The sequence below is a fragment of the Streptomyces sp. SAS_270 genome (genome assembly GCF_052543295.1).
On sequence record NZ_JBMNDS010000049.1, the window covers coordinates 1 to 23,579 of the forward strand.

21 protein-coding genes and 1 pseudogene are annotated in these 23,579 nt (G+C 71.5%); 13 read left to right on the forward strand and 9 right to left on the reverse strand.

Features of this window, described 5'->3' with window-relative positions:
• The first annotated feature begins 128 nt into the window (after window positions 1-128).
• Window positions 129-1,808 carry a cellulase family glycosylhydrolase gene (locus ACN6LB_RS28060; RefSeq protein ID WP_445028309.1) on the forward strand — a complete coding sequence of 560 codons (1,680 nt, stop codon included), beginning with the start codon at window positions 129-131 and terminating at the stop codon, window positions 1,806-1,808.
• 26 nt (window positions 1,809-1,834) lie between these two features.
• Here the strand turns inward: ACN6LB_RS28060 and ACN6LB_RS28065 are convergent, their stop codons facing one another.
• Window positions 1,835-3,343: an MFS transporter gene (locus ACN6LB_RS28065; RefSeq protein WP_445028310.1), complete on the reverse strand. Its 1,509-nt coding sequence runs from the start codon at window positions 3,341-3,343 to the stop codon at window positions 1,835-1,837.
• A 168-nt stretch (window positions 3,344-3,511) separates the two neighbouring features.
• Between ACN6LB_RS28065 and ACN6LB_RS28070 the strand changes: the two genes are divergently transcribed.
• From ACN6LB_RS28070 to ACN6LB_RS28080, 3 genes are all read left to right on the forward strand, one after another.
• Entirely contained in the window at window positions 3,512-4,006 is a 495-nt protein-coding gene (locus ACN6LB_RS28070; protein WP_356145571.1) for a MarR family winged helix-turn-helix transcriptional regulator, read from the forward strand.
• 93 nt (window positions 4,007-4,099) lie between these two features.
• Window positions 4,100-5,020, forward strand: a complete 921-nt coding sequence (locus tag ACN6LB_RS28075; RefSeq protein ID WP_445028311.1) for a COG4705 family protein — start codon at window positions 4,100-4,102, stop codon at window positions 5,018-5,020.
• A 146-nt stretch (window positions 5,021-5,166) separates the two neighbouring features.
• Entirely contained in the window at window positions 5,167-6,063 is an 897-nt protein-coding gene (locus tag ACN6LB_RS28080) for a COG4705 family protein (protein ID WP_445028312.1), read from the forward strand.
• Here the strand turns inward: ACN6LB_RS28080 and ACN6LB_RS28085 are convergent.
• From ACN6LB_RS28085 to ACN6LB_RS28100, 4 genes are read right to left on the reverse strand one after another with little or no spacing between them, the layout of a single operon-like run.
• Complete coding sequence (locus ACN6LB_RS28085) at window positions 6,044-7,435, reverse strand: sensor histidine kinase (protein WP_445028313.1); 1,392 nt, start codon at window positions 7,433-7,435, stop codon at window positions 6,044-6,046. The two genes, ACN6LB_RS28080 and ACN6LB_RS28085, sit on opposite strands and share 20 nt — an antisense overlap.
• Window positions 7,432-8,106: a response regulator transcription factor gene (locus tag ACN6LB_RS28090; RefSeq protein ID WP_445028314.1), complete on the reverse strand. Its 675-nt coding sequence runs from the start codon at window positions 8,104-8,106 to the stop codon at window positions 7,432-7,434. Before ACN6LB_RS28090 ends, ACN6LB_RS28085 begins: the two co-directional genes overlap by 4 nt.
• Window positions 8,060-8,806, reverse strand: coding sequence for a phosphatase PAP2 family protein (locus tag ACN6LB_RS28095; RefSeq protein ID WP_445028315.1), 747 nt, complete (start codon window positions 8,804-8,806; stop codon window positions 8,060-8,062). Before ACN6LB_RS28095 ends, ACN6LB_RS28090 begins: the two co-directional genes overlap by 47 nt.
• Window positions 8,803-9,459, reverse strand: a complete 657-nt coding sequence (locus ACN6LB_RS28100; RefSeq protein ID WP_445028316.1) for a phosphatase PAP2 family protein — start codon at window positions 9,457-9,459, stop codon at window positions 8,803-8,805. Before ACN6LB_RS28100 ends, ACN6LB_RS28095 begins: the two co-directional genes overlap by 4 nt.
• Window positions 9,460-9,577: 118 nt before the next feature.
• On the opposite strand from ACN6LB_RS28100, the gene ACN6LB_RS28105 reads away from it, so the two are divergent.
• Both ACN6LB_RS28105 and ACN6LB_RS28110 read left to right on the forward strand, forming a co-directional pair.
• The gene (locus ACN6LB_RS28105; protein WP_356145592.1) at window positions 9,578-9,949 is read left to right on the forward strand and encodes a BlaI/MecI/CopY family transcriptional regulator; all 372 of its coding nucleotides are present in this window, start codon (window positions 9,578-9,580) and stop codon (window positions 9,947-9,949) included.
• Complete coding sequence (locus tag ACN6LB_RS28110) at window positions 9,946-10,875, forward strand: M48 family metalloprotease (RefSeq protein ID WP_445028317.1); 930 nt, start codon at window positions 9,946-9,948, stop codon at window positions 10,873-10,875. The genes ACN6LB_RS28105 and ACN6LB_RS28110 overlap by 4 nt, the downstream gene beginning before the upstream one ends.
• 41 nt (window positions 10,876-10,916) lie before the next feature.
• Here ACN6LB_RS28110 and ACN6LB_RS28115 read toward each other — a convergent pair whose 3' ends face one another.
• A complete protein-coding gene (locus ACN6LB_RS28115; RefSeq protein WP_445028318.1) occupies window positions 10,917-12,170 on the reverse strand; it encodes a protein kinase domain-containing protein in 1,254 nt (417 codons plus the stop codon).
• Between the two features lie 409 nt (window positions 12,171-12,579).
• Here ACN6LB_RS28115 and ACN6LB_RS28120 point away from each other — a divergent pair, with 409 nt between their 5' ends.
• From ACN6LB_RS28120 to ACN6LB_RS28130, 3 genes are read left to right on the forward strand one after another with little or no spacing between them, the layout of a single operon-like run.
• Window positions 12,580-13,773, forward strand: coding sequence for a Gfo/Idh/MocA family protein (locus ACN6LB_RS28120; RefSeq protein ID WP_445028319.1), 1,194 nt, complete (start codon window positions 12,580-12,582; stop codon window positions 13,771-13,773).
• Window positions 13,770-14,480, forward strand: coding sequence for a ThuA domain-containing protein (locus ACN6LB_RS28125; RefSeq protein WP_445028320.1), 711 nt, complete (start codon window positions 13,770-13,772; stop codon window positions 14,478-14,480). The genes ACN6LB_RS28120 and ACN6LB_RS28125 overlap by 4 nt, the downstream gene beginning before the upstream one ends.
• Window positions 14,450-15,565 carry a Gfo/Idh/MocA family protein gene (locus tag ACN6LB_RS28130; RefSeq protein WP_445028321.1) on the forward strand — a complete coding sequence of 372 codons (1,116 nt, stop codon included), beginning with the start codon at window positions 14,450-14,452 and terminating at the stop codon, window positions 15,563-15,565. The genes ACN6LB_RS28125 and ACN6LB_RS28130 overlap by 31 nt, the downstream gene beginning before the upstream one ends.
• A 125-nt stretch (window positions 15,566-15,690) precedes the next feature.
• Here the strand turns inward: ACN6LB_RS28130 and ACN6LB_RS28135 are convergent.
• Window positions 15,691-17,732 (reverse strand): annotated as a pseudogene (locus tag ACN6LB_RS28135) (AfsR/SARP family transcriptional regulator).
• A 172-nt stretch (window positions 17,733-17,904) separates the two neighbouring features.
• Between ACN6LB_RS28135 and ACN6LB_RS28140 the strand changes: the two are divergent.
• From ACN6LB_RS28140 to ACN6LB_RS28150, 3 genes are all read left to right on the forward strand, one after another.
• Window positions 17,905-18,783, forward strand: coding sequence for an alpha/beta fold hydrolase (locus ACN6LB_RS28140; protein WP_445028322.1), 879 nt, complete (start codon window positions 17,905-17,907; stop codon window positions 18,781-18,783).
• 79 nt (window positions 18,784-18,862) lie between these two features.
• A complete protein-coding gene (locus ACN6LB_RS28145; RefSeq protein WP_445028323.1) occupies window positions 18,863-19,693 on the forward strand; it encodes a PP2C family protein-serine/threonine phosphatase in 831 nt (276 codons plus the stop codon).
• 69 nt (window positions 19,694-19,762) lie between these two features.
• The gene (locus ACN6LB_RS28150) at window positions 19,763-20,767 is read left to right on the forward strand and encodes an MASE1 domain-containing protein (RefSeq protein ID WP_445028324.1); all 1,005 of its coding nucleotides are present in this window, start codon (window positions 19,763-19,765) and stop codon (window positions 20,765-20,767) included.
• 132 nt (window positions 20,768-20,899) lie between these two features.
• On the opposite strand, the gene ACN6LB_RS28155 is transcribed toward ACN6LB_RS28150, so the two are convergent.
• Both ACN6LB_RS28155 and ACN6LB_RS28160 read right to left on the reverse strand, forming a co-directional pair.
• Window positions 20,900-21,976: a CU044_5270 family protein gene (locus ACN6LB_RS28155; protein ID WP_445028325.1), complete on the reverse strand. Its 1,077-nt coding sequence runs from the start codon at window positions 21,974-21,976 to the stop codon at window positions 20,900-20,902.
• Window positions 21,973-22,599 carry an RNA polymerase sigma factor gene (locus ACN6LB_RS28160; protein ID WP_445028326.1) on the reverse strand — a complete coding sequence of 209 codons (627 nt, stop codon included), beginning with the start codon at window positions 22,597-22,599 and terminating at the stop codon, window positions 21,973-21,975. Before ACN6LB_RS28160 ends, ACN6LB_RS28155 begins: the two co-directional genes overlap by 4 nt.
• A gap of 324 nt (window positions 22,600-22,923) precedes the next feature.
• Here ACN6LB_RS28160 and ACN6LB_RS28165 point away from each other — a divergent pair, with 324 nt between their 5' ends.
• Complete coding sequence (locus tag ACN6LB_RS28165) at window positions 22,924-23,520, forward strand: GtrA family protein (RefSeq protein ID WP_445028327.1); 597 nt, start codon at window positions 22,924-22,926, stop codon at window positions 23,518-23,520.
• The last annotated feature ends 59 nt before the right edge of the window (window positions 23,521-23,579 follow it).

Genomic DNA, 23,579 nt, shown 5'->3' on the forward strand with positions numbered 1-23,579 from the left:
CCGTGCCCAGGGCCACCGACGCGTCGCGTGCGATGTCTTGACGTGTACTTGGCGAAGTGGGTTCATGGGAGCGCTCCCATGCTCTTTTCCCATGCCTGAGTTTCTTGGCTCACTTCCCTGGAGTCGCAGTGAGAACAACAAGAGGCACGACACGAAAGCGTTCCTTAACCGAACTGTTGACCGGGCTGATCGCCTTCCTCGGGCTCATCGCCCTCGGTGTTCTCAGTCCGGCCGCCGCCCAGGCCCAACCTCAGACGCCCAGTGCCCAAGCCGCAGGCCTGCACATCAGTGACGGCCGCCTGCTGGAAGGCAACGGCAACGACTTCATCATGCGGGGCGTCAACCACGCCCACACCTGGTACCCGAGCAGGACGACGAAGTCGCTGGCCGACATCAAGGCGCTGGGCGCCAACACCGTCCGTGTCGTCCTCGCCGACGGCCACCGCTGGACCAAGAACAGCGCCGCGGACGTCGCTGACATCGTTTCCCAGTGCAAGGCCAACCGGCTCATCTGCGTGCTGGAGGTGCACGACACCACCGGTTACGGCGAGGAGACCGCGGCCGGCACCCTCGACGAGGCGGCCGACTACTGGATCGGCCTGAAGAACGTCCTCGCCGGCGAGGAGAACTACATCGTCATCAACATCGGCAACGAGCCCTGGGGCAACACCAATCCGGCCGGCTGGACCGATCCCACGATCGCCGCGATCAAGAAGCTGCGCAGTGCCGGTCTGGAGCACACGATCATGGTGGACGCCCCCAACTGGGGCCAGGACTGGCAGGGCGTCATGCGCGCGAACGCCCAGGCCGTGTACAACGCCGACTCGACCGGCAACCTGATCTTCTCGATCCACATGTACAGCGTGTTCGACACGGCTTCGGAGATCACCGACTACCTGAACGCGTTCGTCAACGCCAAACTGCCCATCGTCATCGGCGAGTTCGGCGGACCCGCGGACCAGTACGGCGACCCGGACGAGGACACGATGATGGCCACGGCCGAGCGGCTCCGGCTCGGCTACATCGCGTGGTCCTGGAGCGGCAACACCGATCCGATCCTCGATCTGGCGATCGACTTCGACCCCACCCGGCTCAGCTCCTGGGGCCAGCGCGCCATCAACGGCGCCAACGGCATCGCCCAGACCTCCAAGGAAGCCACCGTCTTCGGCGGCGGCACCCCGGGCGACACCCAGGCGCCGACCACCCCCGGCACCCCGGCCGCCTCCGCCGTGACGGCGACATCCGTCACCCTCGCCTGGAGCGCGGCCACGGACAACGTCGGCGTCACCGGCTACGACGTCGTCCGCGTCAGCGGCGGCTCCGAGACCACCGTCGCGGCCTCCACCACCAACACCGTCGCCGTGACCGGCCTCACCGCCGACACGGCCTACACCTTCGCCGTCTACGCCCACGACGCGGCAGGCAACCGCTCGGCCCGCTCCGCCACCGTCAACGTCACCACCGACAAGGGCAGCAGCACCCCGGGCACGGCCTGCTCCGTCGGCTACCGCGTCGTCAACGAATGGCCGGGAGGCTTCCAGGGCGAGATCGCCCTGCGCAACACCGGCACCGCCACCCTCAACGGCTGGACGCTCGCCTTCTCCTTCGCCAACGGCCAGACCGTCTCCAACATGTGGGGTGGCACCCCCACCCAGACCGGCGGCACGGTGAGCGTCGTGCCCGCCGCCTATACCTCGACCATCACCGCCGGCGGCTCGGTCACCGTCGGCTTCATCGGGGCGAAGGGCGCCACCAATACGGCCCCGACCGCCTTCACCCTCAACGGGACCTCCTGCACGACCACGTGACCGGCCGCTAGCGCCGACCGGCGGGGTCACTGGCCCCGCCGGTCGGCAAGGCGTCCGGCGGGGGCCCTGCGGGCCGTGGCAGGGCGGCGGCCGAGGACTGCGAAGGCGACGAGGAACGCGGTGAGGAGCAGCCCGGTGCCGACGGCGAAGGCCAGGTGGTAGCCACTGGTGAGCGCCTCCGGCCGCGGGGCGCCCGCGCTGAGCCGGGCCTCGGTGCGGCCCGCCGCGAGGGTGGAGAGGGTGGCGACACCGAGTGCCATCCCGATCTGCTGCGTGGTGTTGAACAGACCCGAGGTGAGCCCGGCGTCCCGCTCGTCCGCCCCCGACATGCCGAGCCCGGTGAGTGCGGGCAGTGCGAGGCCGAAGCCCGCGGCCAGCAGCATCACGGGGAGCAGGTCGACGGCGTACGCCGCGTGGACGGGCACCCGGATCAACAGGGCCAGCAGCGCGGTCAGCAGCGCCAGTCCGACGAGCAGGACGGTGCGCTCCCCGAAGCGTCCGATCAGGCGCGAGGAGACACCCAGCGAGACGATTCCGATCACCACGGCGGCGGGCAGCATGGCGAAGCCGGTCTCGGAAGCCCCGTACCCCTGCACCTGCTGCAGATAGAGCGCGACCAGGATCTGGAACGAGAACAGACCGGCCACCATGAGCAGTTGGACGAGGTTGGCTCCCACGACATTGCGTGAACGAAGGATCCGCGGCGGCATGAGCGGCGTCTTCGCCACCGCCTGTCGTGCGGTGAAGGCCGCGAGCAGCAGAAGCGCCAGGGCGCCGAGGCCGAGGGTGTGGAGCGAAGTCCAGCCGTACGTCTCGACCTTGATGACGGTGTAGACGCCGAGCATGAGCCCGGACGTGACGAGGAGCGCCCCGCTGATGTCGGCGCCCGCGCGAAGGCCCAGGCCGCGATCGGCGGGCAGGGCGGGCACGGCGACGGCGAGGGCCGCGAGGCCGATCGGCAGGTTGATGATGAAGATCCAGTGCCAGCCGAGAGCGTCGGTGAGGATGCCGCCGAGCACCTGCCCGATCGAGGCGCCGGCCGCGCCGGTGAAGCTGAACACCGCGATGGCGCGGCTGCGTTCGCGTGACTCGGTGAAGAGCGTGACAAGGATGCCGAGGCTGACCGCGGAGGCCATCGCGCTGCCGACGCCCTGCAGGAATCGCGCGGCGATCAGGACGGTGGGCGAGCCGGCCGCTCCGGCCAGGAGGGAGGCCGCGGTGAAGACAGCGGTGCCGGTGAGGAACATGCGCTTGCGGCCCAGGAGATCGCCGAGCCGGCCGGACAGGAGAAGGAGTCCGGCGAAGGCGATCAGGTAGGCGTTGACGACCCAACTCAGCCCCACGGGCGTGAAGTCGAGGTCCTTCTGGATGGCCGGCATGGCCACCGTGACGATGCTGCCGTCGAGCACGGTCATCAGCATTCCGGTGGCGATGACGCCCAGAGCGAGGGAGCGGCGGCGGTGAGCGGCCGAGGCGGGCGGGGAGGCGGGGTGCGGCTTGGGCGACAGCGCGGGAGCTGACGTGGACCTGGGCATGGGGGCCTTCCTGTCGAGGCTGGTGGGGATGGGGATCGGACGGGCGCGGTGCAGAGGTGGTCGCCGGTTGGCGGTCACTTGGCCGTGACGCCGACAAGTGTGACCGTAGCAGATGGTTCCGTTGCAGACTATCTGCATGGAACTCTTCTGCTTGCTAACCTGAATCCCATGACCGCCCTGAGCCCGGCCTCCCCGGCCCGTACCGCGCCCGATCTCTCCTTCTTCCTGGACCACACCAGCCATGTCCTGCGGACGCGGATGGCGGCCGCCCTCGCAGAGGTGGGCCTCACGGCGCGCATGCACTGCGTCCTCGTCCATGCCCTGGGCGAGGAGCGGACACAGGCACAGCTCGCCGAGATCGGGGACATGGACAAGACCACGATGGTCGTCACGGTGGACGCCCTGGAGAAGGCGGGCCTCGCCGAACGCCGTCCCTCCAGTACGGACCGGCGAGCGCGGATCATCGCGGTGACGGAAGAGGGCGCGAAGGCGGCCGTACGCAGCCAGGAGATCGTCGACGGCGTGCACCGGGAAGCTCTGGCCCAGTTCTCCGACAGTGATCGCGAAACCTTCCTGCGTCTCCTCGGCGCCCTGACCGAGGGCCCGCTCGCCGCCCCGTCGGAGTCCCCGCAGCAGGCCCGCCGGGCACGCCAGCGGAGCTGAGCCGGGCGACTTCGGACTGCCGGGGGAGGCCGGTACTCGAAACCGTGCGGCAGTCAGGATGTGTTCAGGCTCGCGGTGCGACCGTCTGGCCCCATGACCTACGAGACGTCCGCGACATCCTCCGTCGACAGCGCCGCCGCCGCGGTGCCCGGCCATCGGCTCCGACGCAACAAGGTTCCCGAAGTCACCGTGTACTTCTGGCTGATCAAGGTGCTGTGCACGACGGTCGGCGAGACCGCCGCCGACCTGCTCAACGAGAAGCTGGGCCTCGGTCTGACCGGTGTGTCGCTGCTGATGAGCGGGCTGCTGGCCATCGTGCTCGTCCTCCAGTTCCGCAGCACCGCCTACCGCCCCGGCCTCTACTGGCTCGCAGTGGCCCTGATCAGCATCGTCGGCACCCTGATCAGCGACAACCTCACCGACAACCTGGGCGTGCCGCTGACGACGAGCACCACCGTCTTCGCGATCGCCCTCACGCTCGTCTTCACCTGCTGGTACCGCCGCGAGCGGACCCTTTCCATCCACAGCATCGATTCCCCGAGCCGCGAGTCGTTCTACTGGCTCGCGGTTCTGTTCACCTTCGCGCTCGGCACGGCCGCCGGTGACCTGGTCGCCGAGCGCATGGACCTCGGTTACTGGATCACGGCCGTACTGTTCGCCCAGGCGATCGCCGCGATCGCGGTGGCGCGCTTCGCCCTCGGTCTGAACGCCGTGTGGAGCTTCTGGATCGCCTACGTGCTCACCCGGCCGCTCGGTGCCTCGATGGGCGACTACCTCTCCCAACCGACCGGCGACGGCGGGCTGGGCCTGGGAACGGTGGTGACCAGCGTGCTGTTCCTCGCGGTCATCCTCGCCCTGGTCATCTTTCTGACGGTGACGCGCAAGGACGTCACGCCAAACGTCACGGCAAACGTCACGGCAAACGGGGCCGCGGGCGGCGTCACCACGGATGTCACCACGGGCGTCACCGCGGCGGAGGAGAGTGCCCGGCCGACCGCCCGAGAACCTCGCTGACAGGTGTTCAGGATGCGTTCAGGGTGCGGGCGGCAAGGTCGGCACCGGTGCCGCCACCCGGCAGGTCACCTCATCGCCCGCCCCGCCCGACAGAGCGCCCGCCCCGGACGCGCGCGCCCTCTCGTGACTGAACAGGAGCCTCCGCATTGGAGAAGCCGGACATCCTCACCGACCTGGACGTCGCCAGTACGACCAGGTCGGTGATGAAGAAGCTGCCCGAGGTCACCCTGGCCTTCTGGATCATGAAGATCGCCGCGACCACCCTCGGTGAGACCGCCGGCGACCTCTTCGCCCAGACCCTGAAACTCGGCTACTTCCTCACCACCATCGCCCTGTTCGTGCTCTTCGTGGTGACACTGGTCGTCCAGCTCAGGTCCCGTCGCTACAACCCATGCCTGTACTGGACGGTCATCCTGTCCACCAGCATGGCCGGAACGACCATGTCCGACTTCATGAACCGCAGCGCGGACGCCAAGTACCTGTCCGGCGGCGCCACTTCGCTCGGCTGGGGTCCGCAGGGCCTGGGGCTCGGCTACCCCACCGGTGCCGCCATCCTGATCTCGGTCCTGATCGCCGTCTTCGCCCTCTGGAAGCTGACCGGCATGACGTTCGTCATCCGTGACATCGTCAGCTTCCGCGGGGAAGCCCTCTTCTGGTCGGCGATCCTCGTCTCCAACACGCTCGGCACCTCCATGGGCGACTTCCTCTCCGACAGTTCGGGACTCGGATACGCAGGAGGCGCGCTGCTCGTCACCGGGGCGCTGCTGGTGCTCTTCGCCCTGATGCGCGTGCCCGGCGTGCCGAACGTGCTGCTGTTCTGGGTCGCCTTCGTCCTCACCAGGCCGCTCGGCGCCACGGCCGGTGACTTCCTCACCAAGCCGGTCGCCAAGGGTGGCCTCGACCTCGGCACGGCGGGGTCGTCCGCGGTGCTGCTGGCGCTCCTCGTCGGCCTCATGGGATTCGCCCAGGTGCGCGAGCGCAGGACCGCCGCCCCGGTCGCGGAGATCGCCGAGCAGCAGGCGGTCACCCCGCGGGCAGGCTGACCACGAACCGCGCCCCGGGCGTGTGCCCGGGGTCGTACGTCACTTCGCCGCCGACGGAGCGGGCCAGCCGCCGCGCGAGCGGCAGCCCCAGGCCCGCTCCGCCGTGTCCGTCGCCCGGGTCGGCCCGGCGGCCGGGTTGGAAGAGGTGCGGCGCGAACGACTCGGGTACGCCGGGGCCGTCGTCGGTGAGGTCGATGCGTACGCCGCAGGGCGCGGGGCAGGCCCGGACGGTGACGCGGGAGCGCGCGTACCGGCAGGAGTTGGCGAGGATCGGGCTCACGATCCGTTCGAGCAGGGCGGGCTGGACGCCGGCCTCCAGGTCGCCCTCATCGCCGTCGCTGCTGCCTTTGACGAGGACGGTCACGGTCAAGTGGCCCGGCTCGCCCAGGGTTTCGACGGCGCGGAGCAGCGCGGGCCGGATCCAGGCGGTGCCGGGGGTGGCGGGCGCGCTGTCGCGGGCGTCGTCGAGGAGGGTGTCGCAGATGGTGCGCATCGACTGCGCGGCGTCGGCGACGACCATGTGGCTTGCCCGGGTCTCGGCGGCGGAGCGGGGGCGGGCCTGCCACCAGTCGAGTTCGGCGATGATGCGGCTGAGCGGAGTGCGCAGTTCGTGCGACAGTTCCCCGGTCAGCTGTCGCTCATGGCGCAGGACGGCGCGAATACGGTCCAGGAGTGCGTCCAACGACGTACCGAGGCGGGCGAGTTCGGCCGGTCGTACGACGGCGGCGAAGCGTTCCTCGGAGGCCACGGCGCTCCACCGGGCGGCCTGGTCGGTCATCGCGCCCACGGGCCGCAGTGCACGGCCGACCGCCAGGCGGGTGAGTGCGTAGGTGCAGGTGAGCATCAGTACGTCCAGGACGCACGACCCCAGCAGCAAGGTGTCGGCCGAACTTCGGTAGGGGGTCAGGTCCAGTGCCGTGACGACGGTGACGGCGCCCCTGCGATCGGGGACGGGCCCGGCGCACATCCGAACGGGCACGTGATGTTCGGCCGTGACGCAGTGGCGCCCGCCACGACCGACGAGCTCCCCGGCGAGACGCGTCAACGCAGCGGTGGGCGAAGGAGGTTGCTCCAGAAGCCGGGTGCCGGTGTAGATCCACACGTTCGCGTCGAGGAGGCGGTCGTTGGAGGTCTCCAGGACGCGTACGGCCGGGCCGCCGGTGTCGATGGTCGTGGCGACGGCCGCTGCGCGGGTGCGCAGTTCGTCGTCTGCCTGGTGCTGGAGGTGGCGCTCGACGACGGCGTTGAAGACGATCGTGAACAGCACCATCAGGAGCGCGGCGGTGGTCAGCGCCACCAGGGACAGCCGGCCGCGCAGCGTTCGCGGGGCCGACCGCGAAACGATGACCGAGAGCCGTGCGAAGGCAGTCATGACAGGCGGTGACCGACCCCGCGGGCGGTGCCGACGGTCAGGTCGCTGCCCGCCTCGCGCAGCTTGCGGCGCACCCTGGTCAGGTACTGGTCGAGGGTGTTCTCGCTGACCTGAGCGCCTGCGGGCCAGCCGGCTCGGATCAGCTCGCGCCGGCGCACGATATCCCCGGCCGCCGCCATGAGCGCCGCGAGCAGACGGAACTCGGTCGGGGTCAGGTCGATCCGGGTGCCGCTCGCGGTGAGGGTGTGCCGGACGCCGTCCAGGACCAGGTCGCCGATGGTGGCCGTGGCCGTATCGACCTGCCCGGGCGCGGCGCGCTTGACCGCCGCGCGCAGCCGGGCGGCGAGTTCGGCGAGATGGAACGGCTTGGGGAGGTAGTCGTCGCCGCCGGCGGAGAATCCGGACAGCCGGTCCGTGAGGCGGTGATGGGCGGTCAGGAAGATGACGGGGGAGGGGAATCCGTTCGCGCGCATCGCCTGGCAGACATCCCGCCCGTCCGCGTCGGGCAGCCCGATGTCGAGGACGGCCGCGGAGACCTCGGCGGTGGCCAGCCGCAGCGCGGTGGCGCCGTCCGGAGCGGGCAGCGTGTCGAATCCCTCCTCGCACAGCCCGCGCCGCAGTACGTCACGCAGGGCGTGATCGTCCTCGACGACCAGGATCTTGTGGCGCATGGTCCTCCAACGGCGGCGCGGTGGCCGTGTTTGTGATGCCGGTGATGAAGCGGTCGGGCAGCCATGAGGCCGCGGCGCACAGGCACAGTCCCAGCCAGCCGACGCTCAGCAGCCAGCCGCCGGCCACATCGGTGAACCAGTGCACCCCGAGATAGACACGGGTCAGTCCGACGAGCGCTCCCCAGCACCCGATGACAACAGCGAGCAGGGTTCTGCCGCGCGGGCCGCGCAGGGATATCGCCAGGACGAGCAGTCCGGCGGTGCAGGCCGCCGTGGTGCTGTGCCCGGAGGGGTAGGCCCATCCGGAGGCGTGGGTGTGCCAGTCCAGCCGGGGTGGGCGGGGCCGGGCGACGAGCGTCATCACGCCGTAGCGCACGGCCTGTCCCGAGACCAGGCAGCACAGGGAGAGGGCGGCGGCGAGCAGTCGGTGGCGCAGGGTGCGGCCTGCGACGATCCCGGCCAGCACGGCGAGCGCATAGGGGACGACACCCGTCCCGGTGGCGGTGAGGCCGCGGGCCGACGCCACCGCCATGACGGGGCGGTGGGCCAGGGACCAGCCCGAAAGGGCGTCGTCGGTGAACAGCGGGGCGCCGTCGCCGCCGACCACGACCATGGTGAGGACGGCGAACGCCGCGAGGGCTCCCAGGCCGACGCTTCCGGCGAGGTCCGCGATGTCGCGCCGGTCGCTGCCGCGCTTCATGAGGCCACCAGCAGGGGACGTAGGCGGGTGGCGGTGATGCGTCGGGCGAGGGCATCGGGGGAGCGGCGCAGCACCTGCATGGCGAGCAGCGCCACCGCGGCGCCGACGAGCGCACCGGCCGCGACGTCGTGGGGGTAGTGCACGCCGACCCAGACCCGGGAGGCCGCCATGGCGCAGGCGGCAACGGCCGCGACCACGCCGAGTCTGCGGGAGACGAACAGCAGGGCCACCGCGGCCGCGAAGGCGATGGCCGTGTGATTGCTGGGGAAGGACCAGTCACCCGGCGCCGGGCACGCCTCCAGCGTTCTGCTGTGCAGGCTCTGGCACGGCCGTGCCTCGCGGAACAGCAGTTTCAGCAGGGTGTCCACGCCGTAGGCCAGGACCGCGATCACCGGAACGGCCAGCGCCTTCACGGCGGCCGCGCTGCCGACGTGCCGGGCCCGCAACCAGCCGGCCACCATGAACGCGGCGAACACCAGGAGCCCGTACGTCGACCAGGCCGCGACACCGTCGTCGAGCCAGGCGGGCGAGCGGCCGGCCAGGTCCACCACATCGGTGTAGAGGGAGCCGTCGACGGAAGGGGTGGCCAGGGGTGAATGGGCGTTCAGCACGTTGACGGCGAGCTGCGACGATAGGCCTGTGCGTGTGGTCATCGTCGCGAGCTCCTTCGTCCGGAACCAGTGGGCGCGACGAAGCCACGCCCGACCGGTGACTACAATTCTGTAGACGGTCTACTGGACTGTAGACGATAGCGCGGTGAGGAACGTTCCCATGACCGACGAGAAGGACGAACGACGGCCGTCCGGCGAGCTCGAGGCCGCGGTCATGGCCGCCCTCTGGGCCGCCGGCACCCCGCTCACGCCTGGCCATGTGCAACTGGAACTCGCCTCGGGCCTCGCCCGAACCACCGTGACGACGATCCTGTCCCGGCTGCACGAGAAGGGCATCGTCGGCCGCGAGCGGCAGGGGCGCGGCTACGCCTACTTCCCCGTACAGGACGCCGCTGGACTCACCGCCCGGCGCATGCACAGCGAACTCGACCGGGACACCGACCGCGAAACCGTGCTGGCCCGCTTCGTCGCCCAGCTCAGCCCGGACGACGAACAACTGCTGCGCCAGCTGCTGGAGGCCGACGAGACGTGATCCTGCTGCTGCTCGTACCCCTGCTGGTGCCTTTCGCGGCACCGCCGCTGGCGCGCCGCGCCCTCGACCGCCTGGACCCCGTCACCGCACTGTGGTCGCTGACCGCCTCCGCCCTGGTGCTGGCGGGAGCCTGCGCGGCCGCCCTCGGCGTCCTCGTGCTGACCGGGCTGCTCAAGATCCCCGCCTTCGCGGCGCTCGGGGAACTCGTCCACCCGCTGCGCACGCCGTCGGACGCCGTCGTCGTCCCCGCGGCCGCGGTGGCCGCCGGCGTACTCACCCTCGGCGTCTGGACGCTCGGGCGCTCGGCCGTACGACAGCTCGGCGCCTTCCGAACCGCCCGCAGCCAGGCGGGCCACCGCCCCACCGCGGGCGACCTGTGCGTCATCGATTCGCCGCACCCCGACGCGTACGCCCTGCCGGGCCGCCCGCACCGCATCGTCGTGACCACCGCGATGCTCCGCAGCCTCGACGCCGCCGAACGCGAGGCCCTCTTCGCCCACGAGCGCGCCCACAACCAGGGCGGCCACCACTACTTCCTGGCCGCCGCCGAACTCGCCGCGCAGTGCCACCCCGCCCTGCACGCGACCCGCGCGGCCATTCGGCTCGCCGCCGAACGGGCCGCGGACGAGGCCGCGGCCACCGCCGTCGGCGACCGACGGCTCATCGCCCGGGCCATCGCCCGCGCGGCCCTCGCCGGCCACGCCACCCGCGCCACCCGGCCGGCCTTCGCCCCCGCGGCGACGACCGGCCCCGTCCCGCAGCGGGTCGCCGCTCTGCTCGCACCCCCCAACGGCCGCCCGCGTGCCACCCGCCGGATCGCCCTGCTCCTCGCCGCCTGTACGGTCCTGTCCGCCACCGCCGCGACCGCCGACGTGCTCACCGTCCATCACGAGGTCGAGGTCGCCCAGGGCGAGGAGAGCCGCTGATCCGGTCAGGCCCGAAGGGATGCGTGCCGACGCCTGCGCGGTCAGTCGTCCCTGTCCCCGTCATCGTCCTCGCCCTCTTCGGGCTGCGTCTCTTCCCTCGCCGGCTGGGTAGCGACAGTGCCTTGCCCCGGGGGAGTGGGGCCCGCGGTGCGGCCCTGGTCGGGGCGCGAGGTTTCCGCCGTGGCGGGATCCGGCGCGAACCAGGCCCTGCCGATCAACATGGCGGCCAGGAAGATCACCGCTGCGGCGACTGCGATCGTCAACCTCGGCCTACGGGCGACGAGTTCACGCACCCCGCGGCGCGCCCGGGGGCTTCGACGCTGGTGACCGGTGCGCGCGGTGGCGGACGGCAGGGCGTACGTGGTCGGGGGGCCGCTCTCGCCGAGCGCGCGCCGTCGGCCGGGCGCGGCGCCCGGCGTTGGTCCCGTCGGGCCGATCGGCCGCGGAACGGGAGCCGACGCGGCGGCCGGAAGAGGCTCGGGACGGCCCTGCCAGGCGCCGGCGGCGAACCAGCCGGCCACCTGCTGGGCCGTGGGCCGGTCCGCGGGATCCTTGGCGAGAAGACCGAGGAGGTAGTTCTCGAAGGCGGGCGGCAGCCGGGTGCCGAGCTCACGCGGCGGTACGGGCGTCGCGTCGAGGTGCTGATGCAGGATCACCAGGGCGGTGTCCGCCTGGAACGGCGGTCGGCCGGTGAGGAGTTGATAGAGCACGCAGCCCAGCGAATACACGTCGGACGCGGGTGAAGCGGGCTTGCCCAGAGCGCGTTCGGGGGCGAGGTACAGGCTGGTGCCGACGATCTGCCCGGTGGCGGTCAGCGCGCCGGCCGGGTCGTCGAGGAACCGGGCGATGCCGAAGTCGCCGATCTTGAGGGCGCCGTCGGCGTCCAGGAGGAGATTGCCGGGCTTGATGTCCCGGTGCACGATGCCCTGCCCATGGGCGGCGGCGAGCCCGCCCGCAGCCTCGGCGGCGATGCGGGCGACGTGCTCCACGGGCAGCGGACCGCCGGCCTTCAGATGCTGCGCCAGGCTGTCGCCCTCGATCAGCTCCATCACCAGGAACAGTCGGTTGTCGTACGAGCCGAAGTCCAGGACGCCGATGACGTGCGGGTGGTTGAGATGCCCCGCGGTCTGGGCTTCCAGGCGGAAGCGGGAGACGGCGGTGGGGTCGGAGTCCTGACTGAGCAGGAGCTTGACGGCCACCGCCCTGCCCAGCACTTCGTCGTATGCCTGCCAGACCTCGCCCATGGCGCCGCGTCCGATGGTCGTGTGCAGCCGGTACCGGCCCGCTATCAGCACCTGTGATTCATCCTCATGCCACTCGTGCCACAAGACGACTTGACTGCCGCAGGCCATAACTCACCACCTGGACAGGGGTGGTGGTGGGGGTGGTGCCGCAACGGCCCTCAGCCTACCCGCCGACGGACACACCGCAGGCCACGGTCCTGCACGCAACGCTTCCGACCCATCGACGACCTGACCGTCCGGCGCATCCGGGACCCGTCCACGACCTGACCATCGGACGCACGGCAGCGGAAGAGCCACCCGAGTGCGTCTTTCGCGAAAGTGCGGAAGCCCGGCAGGATGCTCTTCAAGGTCCACTGGCCGCAACCAGCCATCCCCGTACGGCGCTTTCGTCGCCGGGCGGACCTTCACGGCTCGTGCCCTCGTGCCCGTGAACCGCATGGCGCAACAGGAAGGACGGTCGATGCCGACGCGTCGGAAACTCCGCGTCGCCCTGGTCGGCGGCGGGTTCATGGGGCGAGCCCACTCCCATGCGTGGCGGACGGCGCCGCGATTCTTCGACCTTCCGGCCGACCCGGTGCTGTCACTCCTCGTGGGACGCGACCCGCAGAAGGCGGCCGCGGCAGCGGACCGGCTCGGCTGGAGCGACTGGTCGGCGGACTGGCGAGAGGCCGTGACGCGCGACGACGTCGACCTCGTCGACATCTGCACACCGGGGGACACCCACGCCGACATCGCGCTCGCGGCGCTCGCCGCCGGCAAACACGTCCTGTGCGAGAAGCCGTTGGCCAACTCGGTCGCGGAAGCCGAACGGATGAGCACGGCGGCGGAGCGGGCGGCGGACTCCGGCATCGTGGCCATGTGCGGCTACAGCTACCGCCGCACCCCGGCCCTGGCGCTGGCCCGCACGTTCGTCGAGGAGAACCGGCTGGGCCGGATCAGACACGTGCGGGCGAGCTACCTGCAGGACTGGCTGACCGACCCGCGTGCGCCGCTGACCTGGCGGCTGGACAAGGCCAGGGCGGGCTCCGGCACCCTGGGCGACATCGGCGCGCACAGCATCGACACCGCCCAGTGGCTCACCGGACAGCGCATCACGACCGTGTCGGCGACGCTGCGCACGTTCGTGACGGAGCGTCCGCGACTGTCCGAGCAGGTCGGGCTCGGTGGCTGCGCCGCCGATGACGCGCCGCTCGGTCCGGTCACGGTCGACGACGCGGCGGCGTTCACGGCCTCCTTCTCCGAAGGGGCCCTCGGTGTCTTCGAGGCGACCCGCATGGCAACGGGGCGTCGCAACGCGAACCGGATCGAGATCAACGGCGAAGTGGGCTCCGTCGCGTTCGACTTCGAGCGCATGAACGAGCTGGAGTACTTCGACGGCCGAGGACCGGATACCGGGGCCGAAGGCTTCCGTCGCATCCAGGTGACCGACCCCGTGCATCCGTACATGGCCCAGTGGTGGCCGACAGGCCATGGCATCGGCTACGAACACCTCTTCACTCACCAGGTCGCCGACCTGGTCTCGGCGATCGCCACAGGAGCAACCGCCGCGCCGTCGTTCGCCGACGCACTCGATGTCCAACGCGTGCTCGCCGCCGTCGAGGCGAGTGCGGCCGACCGGTCCCGGGCGACGGACATCAGGAGGGAGCGATCATGACGCGGAAACAAGCGCTGGTGGTGCGGGGCGGATGGGAGGGCCACCAGCCGGTCAAGTCAACGGAGTTGTTCCTCCCCTTCCTCGAACGCAACGGCTACACCGTACGGGTCGAGGAGTCGACGGAGGTCTACGCCGACGCCGCCGCGATGGCCCGTACCGACCTCGTCGTGCAGTGCGTCACCATGTCGGAGATCACCCCCGAGCAGTTGGCCGGCCTCGGCGCGGCGGTCGTCGCAGGCACCGGCCTCACCGGCTGGCACGGCGGCATCGCCGACTCGTTCCGCGCGTCGTCGGACTATCTGCACCTGGTGGGAGGCCAGTTCGCGACCCACCCGGGCAAGGAACCCTGCGAGCGGCACGGCGGCGCGGAGGACAACTACCTGCCGCACACCGTGGACATCACGGAACTCGGCCGCGAACACCCGATCACCGCGGGTATCGAGGACTTCGAGCTCGACACCGAGCAGTACTGGGTGCTCCACGACGACCTCATCGACGTCCTGGCCACCACCACCCACCCGGCCCGGCCGTGGCATCCCTGGCACCGGCCGGTCACCACACCGGCGATCTGGACACGCCGGTGGGGCGCCGGACGCATCGTCGTGTCCACCCCCGGACACAGTCCGGACGTGCTGGAGAACGTCAACGTCCGCACCGTCATCGAGAGGGGAATGCTGTGGGCGACGCGCACCGCATCGGCATCGTAGGACTCGGCGTCATCTCCCGGGCGTATCTGGACACGCTCGCTGGGCATCCCGCGGTGCGCATCACCGCGGTCGCCGACCTCGACGCCTCCCGGTCGGCTGCCGTCGCCGCCGAGATCCCCGGCGCGCAGGCACTGAGCGTGGAGCGCCTGCTCGACAGCCCCGAAGTCGACACGGTGCTCAACCTCACCGTCCCCGCCGCCCACGCGGAGATCGCGCTCGGCGCGATCGGCCGGGGCAAGAACGTCTACGCCGAGAAGCCGCTGGCCGCCGCCTTCCCCGACGCCCGCTCCCTCATCGACGCGGCCACAGCGGCCGGGGTCGGTGTGGGGTGCGCGCCCGACACCGTCCTGGGCACCGGTGTCCAGACGGCGCGCGCGGCCGTCGACGCCGGGCGCGTCGGACGCCCGCTGTCGGCGTCGGCCGTCATGGTCACTCCGGGCCACGAGCGCTGGCACCCGCACCCCGACTTCTACTACACGGCGGGCGGGGGCCCGCTGCTGGACATGGGTCCGTACTACATCGCGGCGCTCGTCCACCTCCTGGGACCGGTCCGCGCCGTCATCGGCGCCGCGGCCCGACTGCGTACCGAACGCGTCATCGGCTCCGGCCCGCGCAGCGGCGAGCGGATCCCGGTCGAGGTGGACAGCCATGTGACCGGCGTGCTCGAACACACGGGTGGCGCCCTCTCCACCCTCACGACGAGCTTCGACGGCGTTGCCACGACGGCCGCACCCATCGAGGTCCACGGCGAGAGGGGCACGCTCGTGGTCCCCGATCCGAACGGCTTCGACGGCGACGTACGCCTCTTCGAGCTCGGCGGCACCGCGTGGCGCACCCTCGAACCGTCGGCGGGCTACGTCGACGGCGCTCGCGGCATCGGACTGCTCGACTTCGTCACGGCCGACGCGCAGCGAGTCCCCCGCGCCGGGGGTGAGTTCGCCCTGCACGTCCTCGAAACGATGAGCGCCGTCCTCCGCTCGGCGGCCGAGGGCCGGCGGATCGAGCTGACGACGACGGTGGAACGTCCGGCACCGGTGCCGCTCACCGCCGCCGAGGACTGGAAGGGGCAGGGGACTTCGGCGTAGGGCGTGTCCCCGTGAGTCCGCATTCGGCGCCGGACGAGGACGCCGCCGGACGGGACTCGACGACGATCTGACTGCGTGTCGGCGCGGGTGTGCCGAGCCGGCTCCACCTCGGCGACCCGGTCGCCCTACCTGCCTCCGAGGTCCGGTCGCAGCGGCGAGTCGAGCGCCGCGGTGAGGGCGGTGACCCACCTCTGCACCGGACCGAGCGTCACCAGGCCGCTGCCCGCGCCGGCGAGTTCGGCGGCGGCCGGCAGCAGGTCGGCGCGGACGCGTTGCAGTACCGCCCGGTCGTCGAGCTCCAGGGCCACCGTCGCCCGCAGGCAGCACAGCACTTCGTACATCAGGTCCGGCGGAGGGTCCGGCAGGGCACGCAGTGCCGTCCGTGCCTCGGCGCGACGGCCGGTGTGCAGCAGGACGAGCGGAGTGATCCAGGGACGGTACGGGCCCCAGTCCGCGTCCGGGTCGACGTACTCGGCCGCCTGATGTGCGGGCAAAGCGCCGTCCGCCAGGCGCAGGCACAGCAGGGCGAGCGGGAGCAGGCCCTGCCGCAATCCCGGCATACCGGCGCCGTCCAGCCGCGCGGCGGCGGTCCGGTAGGCGGCCTCGGCCTGCTGCCGCTGCCCGGAGGCGGCCAGTCGCAGCGCCCCGTACCACTCGGTGAAGACGCCCACCAGCGGCAGTTCATGGCGCTCGGCCAGCAGGTCCGCGGCGGCGGCGTGCTCGTCCGCCGCCGTGAAGTCGGCGAGCGCGCTGCGGGCCTGAAGCCGGATCAGCCGGCCCAGCACCTCGAAGGTCACCAGACCGTGCCGGGCGGCGAGCGTGACCAGCTCCGCGCCGATCGCGTCCCGCCGCGGCGCGAGGCCCGCCCGCGTGCAGGACTGCATGAACACCCCGTTGAGCGCGAACGCCAGCAGCGCGGGATCGTCCAGGCGGCGGGCGATCTGTTCGGCCTCGGCGGCGGCCCGGGGCCCGCGCGAGGTGGCTGTGGCGCCTGCGCGAAGAGGTGAGGGGAGGACGCCGCGCATCTCCAGCGCAACCGTGGCCAGCAGGCGGCAGCGCGCGGCGTCGTGCGAGCCGTCGTCCGGGAGGGCGGCGAGGGTGCGCTCGGCCGCCGCGACGATCTGTCCGGTCGGCTCCGGGTCGTCGCTGCGGGTCCAGATCGCGGGCACGTCGTAGGTGCCGATCACCCGGCTGGTCAGTTCCGGGTCACCGAGCTCCTCCGCCGCGGTGATGGCCGCCAGCCGGTGCGTGCGGGCCGCCTCCAGGCCCTCGCCCCCGGTCACCGCGAGGTTGCGGATCAGGCCGACCGTCGACTCCAGCCGTGCGCGGGCACCGGCGGCGACCGTGCGGTCGTAGACGGCGGCCGTCTGCGTCCACAGCCGGGCCGTCGCCGTCACCGGCTCGGCCGGAAGGTCCAGACGCGGGTCCTGGGCGAGGATGTCCGCCTCCAGGCGGCGCAGCGGCGGGCCGGGGTCCACCCCCAACTGGTCGACCAAGGTGGCCCTGGCCCGGCGCAGCACCGCGAGCGCGTCCCCCTGGCGGCCCGTGCGGTACAGCGCGAGGGCCAGCAGTCGCCAGGCGTCCTCGCGCCAGGGGTGGTCGGCCAGGTGCGCGTCGAGATCGGGCACCGCCTCGTCGGGCCGGCCCAGTGCCAACCGGGCCTCGGCCCGCCGCTCCTCGGCCTGCAGCCGCAGCTCGGCCAGCCGGGAGCGCTCGGCACGGCACCAGTCCTCCCGCACGAACTCGGCATAGGCCGGACCGCGCCACAGTTCCAGCGCCTCCTGGAGCTGCTCCAGTACCCGAGCGGGCCGTGACGTCACCGCCGCACGCACGACCGCCTCGAAACGCCAGGCATCCACGGCCTCCGGCTCCGCGTGCAGCGCGTATCCAGGGCCCTCCGTGACGAGCAGCCGTGCGGGCGCCCGAGGCAGGCGTTCGGGCTCCAGGACACGGCGCAACGCGGCGACGAATGTCTGTACGGCACCGACGGCGCCCGGCGGGGGCTCGTCCCCAGATCCTCGACCAGGCGGGACACCGGGACTACACGGCGGCGGGCCACGATCAGCCGCGCCAGCACCGCCCGGTGGCGCGGGCCCTTCAAAGCGAGCACGCCGGCAGCGCTCTCGGCCACCACCGGCCCCAGCACACCGAACGCAACGCGCTCCATACCCACCTCTCCGGATTCGCACTTCTCCGGAATACGCACCTCTCCGGGCCGCTTTCCGGCCGCCACGGTACGCGCCGATCCGCCACTGATCCGCTGCTGATTCAGGCGCGGGAGGCTCGGGTGCGCCCGCCGACCGGCGGACGTGTTCCCCGTGCAAGGAGAGCAGCGCCCCATGACGCCCACCATCCCTGACTTCGCCTACCGCCGGGTCCCCGTCGCCGTCGACGTATCGCTCAACGTCGCCGTCGGCGGCTCCGGCAGTCCGATCGTGCTGCTGCACGGCTTCCCCCAGACGCACCTGATGTGGCGGCACGTCGCCGCCGACCTCGCGGCCGACCACACCGTCATCTGCCCCGACCTGCGCGGTTACGGCGCCAGCGACAAACCCGCCGAGGCCGACGGGACGACCTACGCCAAGCGCACGATGGCCGCCGACATCGTCGCCCTGGCCCACGCGCTGGGGCACGAGCGGTTCGCGCTGGCCGGCCATGACCGCGGTGCGCTGGTCGCCTTCCGCGCGGGACTCGACCACCCCGAGGCCGTCACCCACCTGGCCTGCCTCGACGTCCTGCCGACCCTGGACATGTGGAACGTGATGCACGGCACCGCCGCCGCGGTGGGATTCCACCTCTACCTGATGGCCCAGCCCGCGGGGCTGCCCGAGCGGATGATCGAGGCCGACCCGGACACCTTCTTCGGCCACTTCCTGGACATCTGGACCAACACCCCACAGGCGGTTCCCGCAGACATCCGCGCCGCCTACCTGGACGCCTGCCGCACCGCGGTGACCTCGATCGTGGCCGACTACCGAGCCTCCGCCCACATCGACGTCGACCAGGACCGGGCCGACCGGGACGCGGGCAGTCAGCTGCGGATGCCGGTCACCGTCCTCCAGCAGGACTGGGGCGGGGCCCTCGGCTTCGACGCCCGCGCAATCTGGAAGGCCTGGGCACCGGACCTCACCCACACCACCGTCACCTGCGGACACTTCATGGCCGAAGAAGCCCCCGAGCAGATCGTCGCCGCGCTCCGCGAGCTCATGGCCCGCTGAGCGGCCTCCCCGCGGCGCGAGAGTGCGCCTCGGCCGCCGGTATTACCCTGAAAGGGTTAATCTGTCCCTGGAGTGATCGATGTCCCGCAACCGCCCCATGGACGATGCCGACGAGCTGCTGGCCAGACTCGGGTCGCTGACCGCCCAGGCACGCGAGCGCGCGGAACTGCAGCGCTCCCAGGTCGAGCTGGCCATCGCCCTGCAACGCGGCATGCTTCCCGGCGACCTGCCCGCCACCCCCCGATTCCGTCTGGCCGCCCGCTATGTGCCCGCCTGCTACGGACTCAACGTGGGCGGCGACTGGTACGACGCCTTCGTGCTGCCCGACGGCCGTATAGGGCTCTCCATCGGTGACGTCCAGGGCCACAACATCGAGGCGGCCGCCTTCATGGGCCAGGTGCGGGTCGGCCTGCGGGCCCTGGCCTCTGTCACGAGCGAGCCGGGAGAACTCCTCGCCCGGACGAACGACCTGCTCCTCTCCCTCGGCACCGACCTCTTCGCCACCTGCACCTTCATGCGGCTCGACCCGGCCACCGGGCTGCTGGAGAGCGCGCGGGCCGGACACGTCCCCTGCATCTGGGCCACGGCGGACGGCAGGTCCGGCATCGCGCAGGACGAGGGAGGACCGCCCCTCGGCATTGAGGAGGGGGCGGAGTACCCGATGACGCAGTACCGCCTGACCACGGGCGGAGTGTTCGTGCTGCTCACGGACGGGGTGGTGGAGGGGCCCGCGCTGACTGTCGACGAGGGGCTCGAACACGTGGTGCGGCTGGCAGGCATCGCGGCCGTCGCGGGAATGGAGGCGGGGGCACTGGCCGCCGCCGTGATGAAGGTCGCCGAACTGGTGGGACACGAGGACGACGCCGCTGTGCTCGTCCTCGGCCACGACGGGCCGGACCTTCTGCCGTAGCGTGAGGACGGCTCACAGTCCGCGGCTCTCGCCTCGCCGACACGGCGGCCTCGGTGTCTGATGGCTGCTGTGGTGCGTACTCAGGATCTGCGCCGGCTCGTCGCCTTCGGCCCGCAGACGTTGGCGATCGCCGTCTGCTACTACGCGGCCGGACGGCTGGGGCTCCTGCGACAGCTCGTCGTCGAGGACGCGGTGTTCACACCCATCTGGCCGCCCACGGGCATCGCGGTGGCCTGTCTGCTCATCTTCGGACTGCGCTCCTGGCCCGGTATCGCACTCGGCGTCCTCCTCGTGATCATGTCCCTCACCTCGCTCCGGCCCGCTGTGCTCGGCACCCTGGTGGGCAACACAGCCGCCCCGGTCTGCTCGTACCTGATGCTGAGAAAGGTGGGCTTCCGCAACGACCTCGCCCGGCTGCGGGACGGGCTCGCGCTGGTGTTCCTCGGCGCACTGGTCGGCATGCTGATCAGCGCGACCGTCGGCGTCGGCATCAACGTCCTCACGGACAAGCTCGCCGCACACGACTTCTGGCCCGTCTGGCTGGCCTGGTGGGTGGGCGACGCGATGGGCGTCCTGATCGTCACCCCGGTTCTCCTCCTGCTGCACCGGGCGCGCTGGCCCCCGAGCCTGACACGCTGGCGGGAGGCCCTGGGCCTGGCTCTCCTCGCCTGCATCCTCATTCCGCTCGCCACGCGCAGCTCGATCAGCATGCTGTTCCTCGTCTATCCGCTGCTCATCCTGGCGGCGCTGCGATTCCAGCTCGTGGGCAGCACTCTGTGCGCCCTGGTCAGTTCAGTCATGGCCACCGTCGCGGCGACGGATGCGATCGGCCCGTTCGAAGGGCTGACGCGGATCGAGGTCATGATGAAGCTTCAGGCCTTCAACGGAGCCATGGCCCTGACCGCCCTCCTCCTGTCAGCCGTGATCACTGAACAGCTGAACACCCGACGCTCGGTGGAACTGGCCTGCCAGGAGCTGGTCGAGGTGCTGGAACATCTCACCGCCGGGGAGAACCCGCCCGGCGATCCCGCCGCGGATGACAACGGCCGGCAGCAACAGCACCGAACGGACTGACCGCCCTTGACGACATGCACGTCCGGGTCAGGTCGCTCAACCGCCTCGACGACCCTGCCCGGGACCGGACATGGGGCCGGGCCGGATCTCCGTCGAGATCCGGCCCGGCATGATCTGCGTACGCGCGAACCGTCAGCTCTCGCGCTCGGTCGCCGCCCCCTTCGCGTCGGCAGGCTGCCGGCCGGCTTCGTCGACGACGGCGTGCGCGATCTCGGCTGAGCTGGACAGCAGAGTTCCGGCCTTCCCGTAGGAGAGGTCCTTGGTCAGATAGCTTCGGGAGCCGAGGTAGGTGTAGTTCTTCTCGTCGAAGACCCACTCGGTCCGGATGCCGTACCGCGTGTCGTCGCGGGCGATGCCGAGACCCTTGCGGCCGATCGCGTCGCGAGCCTGCGGAGCCCAGGTGACGCCCGGAATCTTCGCCGCTGCCCGGTAGAGGGCGGCGGCCGTGCGAGGCGGCATCACACCGCCGAGCAGGGACCCGATCTGCTCGAACACCGCCTGGTCGCGCTCCCGGCCCTGCGCGGTCGGGGTCTTGGCGTACAGGTAGGCCAGCAGCTTGTCGGGGTCGGTGGACAGCGAGCTGAGCCACTTGTAGGTGGGTCGGCTCATGCCGGCCGGTGTGCCCTTGGTGTCGCCGAGATCGGCATTGATGACGGAGGTCTCGCCGTCCTCACGGGTCAGACCCTGCTTGCGCAGCGGACCCGGCTCCTGGGCGATCCACTTCTCGTAGTTCGTCAGCGGGCCGACAACGGCCTTCCCCGTGGTCAGGTCGGCCCCGCGGACCTTCTCCCGGGTGTAGACGAACTGGTCGTCCCGCACGGTCGGGGTGTCGCGCTTCCCCGCGGCGGTGGAGATCTGGTCGAGGAGGGCCGCGGCGGGCTGCATGTCGCCGGCCGCGCCGTGCGACGCGCTGCCGGTGGGCTTGCGGTCGTGGTCGTTGCCCGACAGGGCGATCCCCGCGGTCAGCACGCCGGCCAGGGCCAGCGCGGTGGCCGGCGCCAGGAGCACGGGCCGCAGCAGCCGACGGGCGGGCCGGGTGGGCGGGGTGGGGGCGGCCTGGTCGCGGTCGATGTGGTGCATCAGCAGTTCCTTGTGACGAAGGTGCTGCTCGTGCGAAAGGTCCCAGTCGGCCGGGGCCGGCAGCAGGCGGGCGATCTCCTCGCGGTCACCTTGCCGCTCCGGGGACACGGAGTCGGTGTTGTCCTTCATGTGAGCTCCTCCCGCACGGGCAGGGCCGCGATTGCGGCCGCACTTGTCATCTCTCCGCGAGCGCCGCGCGGTTCCAGGTTTTCGTCCGCCAGCCGGGCGAGCTTCTTGCGGGCACGCGAAAGGCGGGAACGTACGGTGCCGACGGCGATGCCCAGTGCCTCGGCCGTCTGCTGGTAGTCCAGACCGGACCACACGCACAGGGCGAGCACCTCCCGTTCCTGGCGCCGCAGTCGGCCCAGAGCGGCCTGCACGGCACGAAGGCGCCGCGCGTCGTCGATGCGCCCGGCTGTCTCGGGCGCGAAGTCCTCCACTTCACTGGGTCTCGGCTGGCGGGCCAGGAACAACTGCCGTCGGCGCACGCTCCGACGGGCGTTGTCCGCCTTGTGCGTGGCGATGCCCAGCAGCCACGGCAGCAGGGTGCCGCCGTCCTCCTGCACCCGCTCGCGGGTACGCCACGCGACCAGGAACGTCTCGGACATGATCTCTTCGGCCGTCGACCAGTCGCCGGTCAGCCGCAGTCCGTGGTTGTACACGGCGCGGGCGTACTCCTCGTACAACTGGGCGAATGCCGCGCGGTCGCCCTCGCGCACGAGGCGGCGCACATCGTTTTCTGAGTCCCTCACAACCACTTCTCTCCACGACACGGGAGGAGTTCCTGTGGCCTGTGTCACGTGCCGGTACGTACGGCGCATCGGGTCCAGCGACCCTACCTCGGCACCGGGCTCGCCCTCGGTCCTGACCGGCACGGCGGTCGACAGCAGCCGTTCGCGCCGTCAACCGGCGTCGGCCGAGCGGGGGTTGCCCATAGGCGTACCCCCGGCCGCATGGTGCAGCTAGCACCACCCTCGGTTGGGGAGTGTGCATCATCGTGCCCGAGGGCGGGCGACGGCATCGTTGAACCCAGTTGATCCCAGAGGTTCACAGCTCCCCTTCGGAAGGAAACCACCATGGACGCGCTGCTCTCGTCAAAGCCGGCAACGGTGTGCGGGACGCGGCGTCCGGAACGGGTGGAGACCGTGGTGGACGGTGCCGGGACGCGCCGTAGCCCTGCCGGTCCCGGCGGCCCGCTCGCTTCCTTCGCCCGGTTCGTTCTGTGCGGCGGAGGGGTCGGCGTCGTTTCGAGCGGGGCGGTGGCGTTGACGGCCGAGGTGATGCCCTGGGTGATGGCGAACGTGCTGATCACGATCGCGTCCACCCTTCTGTGCACCGAGCTCCACGCACGCTTCACCTTCGGGGCGGGGCGGCGTGCCGGGTGGCGACAGCACTGGCAGTCCGCGGGATCGGCGACGGCGGCGTACGCGATGACGTGCGCCGCGATGTTCGTACTGCACACGGTGCAGGCTTCGCCCGGGATGCTGTGGGAGCAGACCGTCTACCTCGGTGCGGCCGGGCTCGCCGGCATCGGGCGCTTCCTGGTTCTGCGGTTGTACGTCTTCGCCACTGATCGGACCCGGGCCACGGTGCGGTCGCCGCGTCCCGCGTGGACCGAGGCGGCGACGGGCCCGGCGCCCTTGTGCCTCCCGGCACCGGCGCTGGCCGCCTGACCGAGGAACGTACGTCGGTCGGGGGGGGGGGGGGGGGGGGGGGGGGGGGGGGGGGGGGG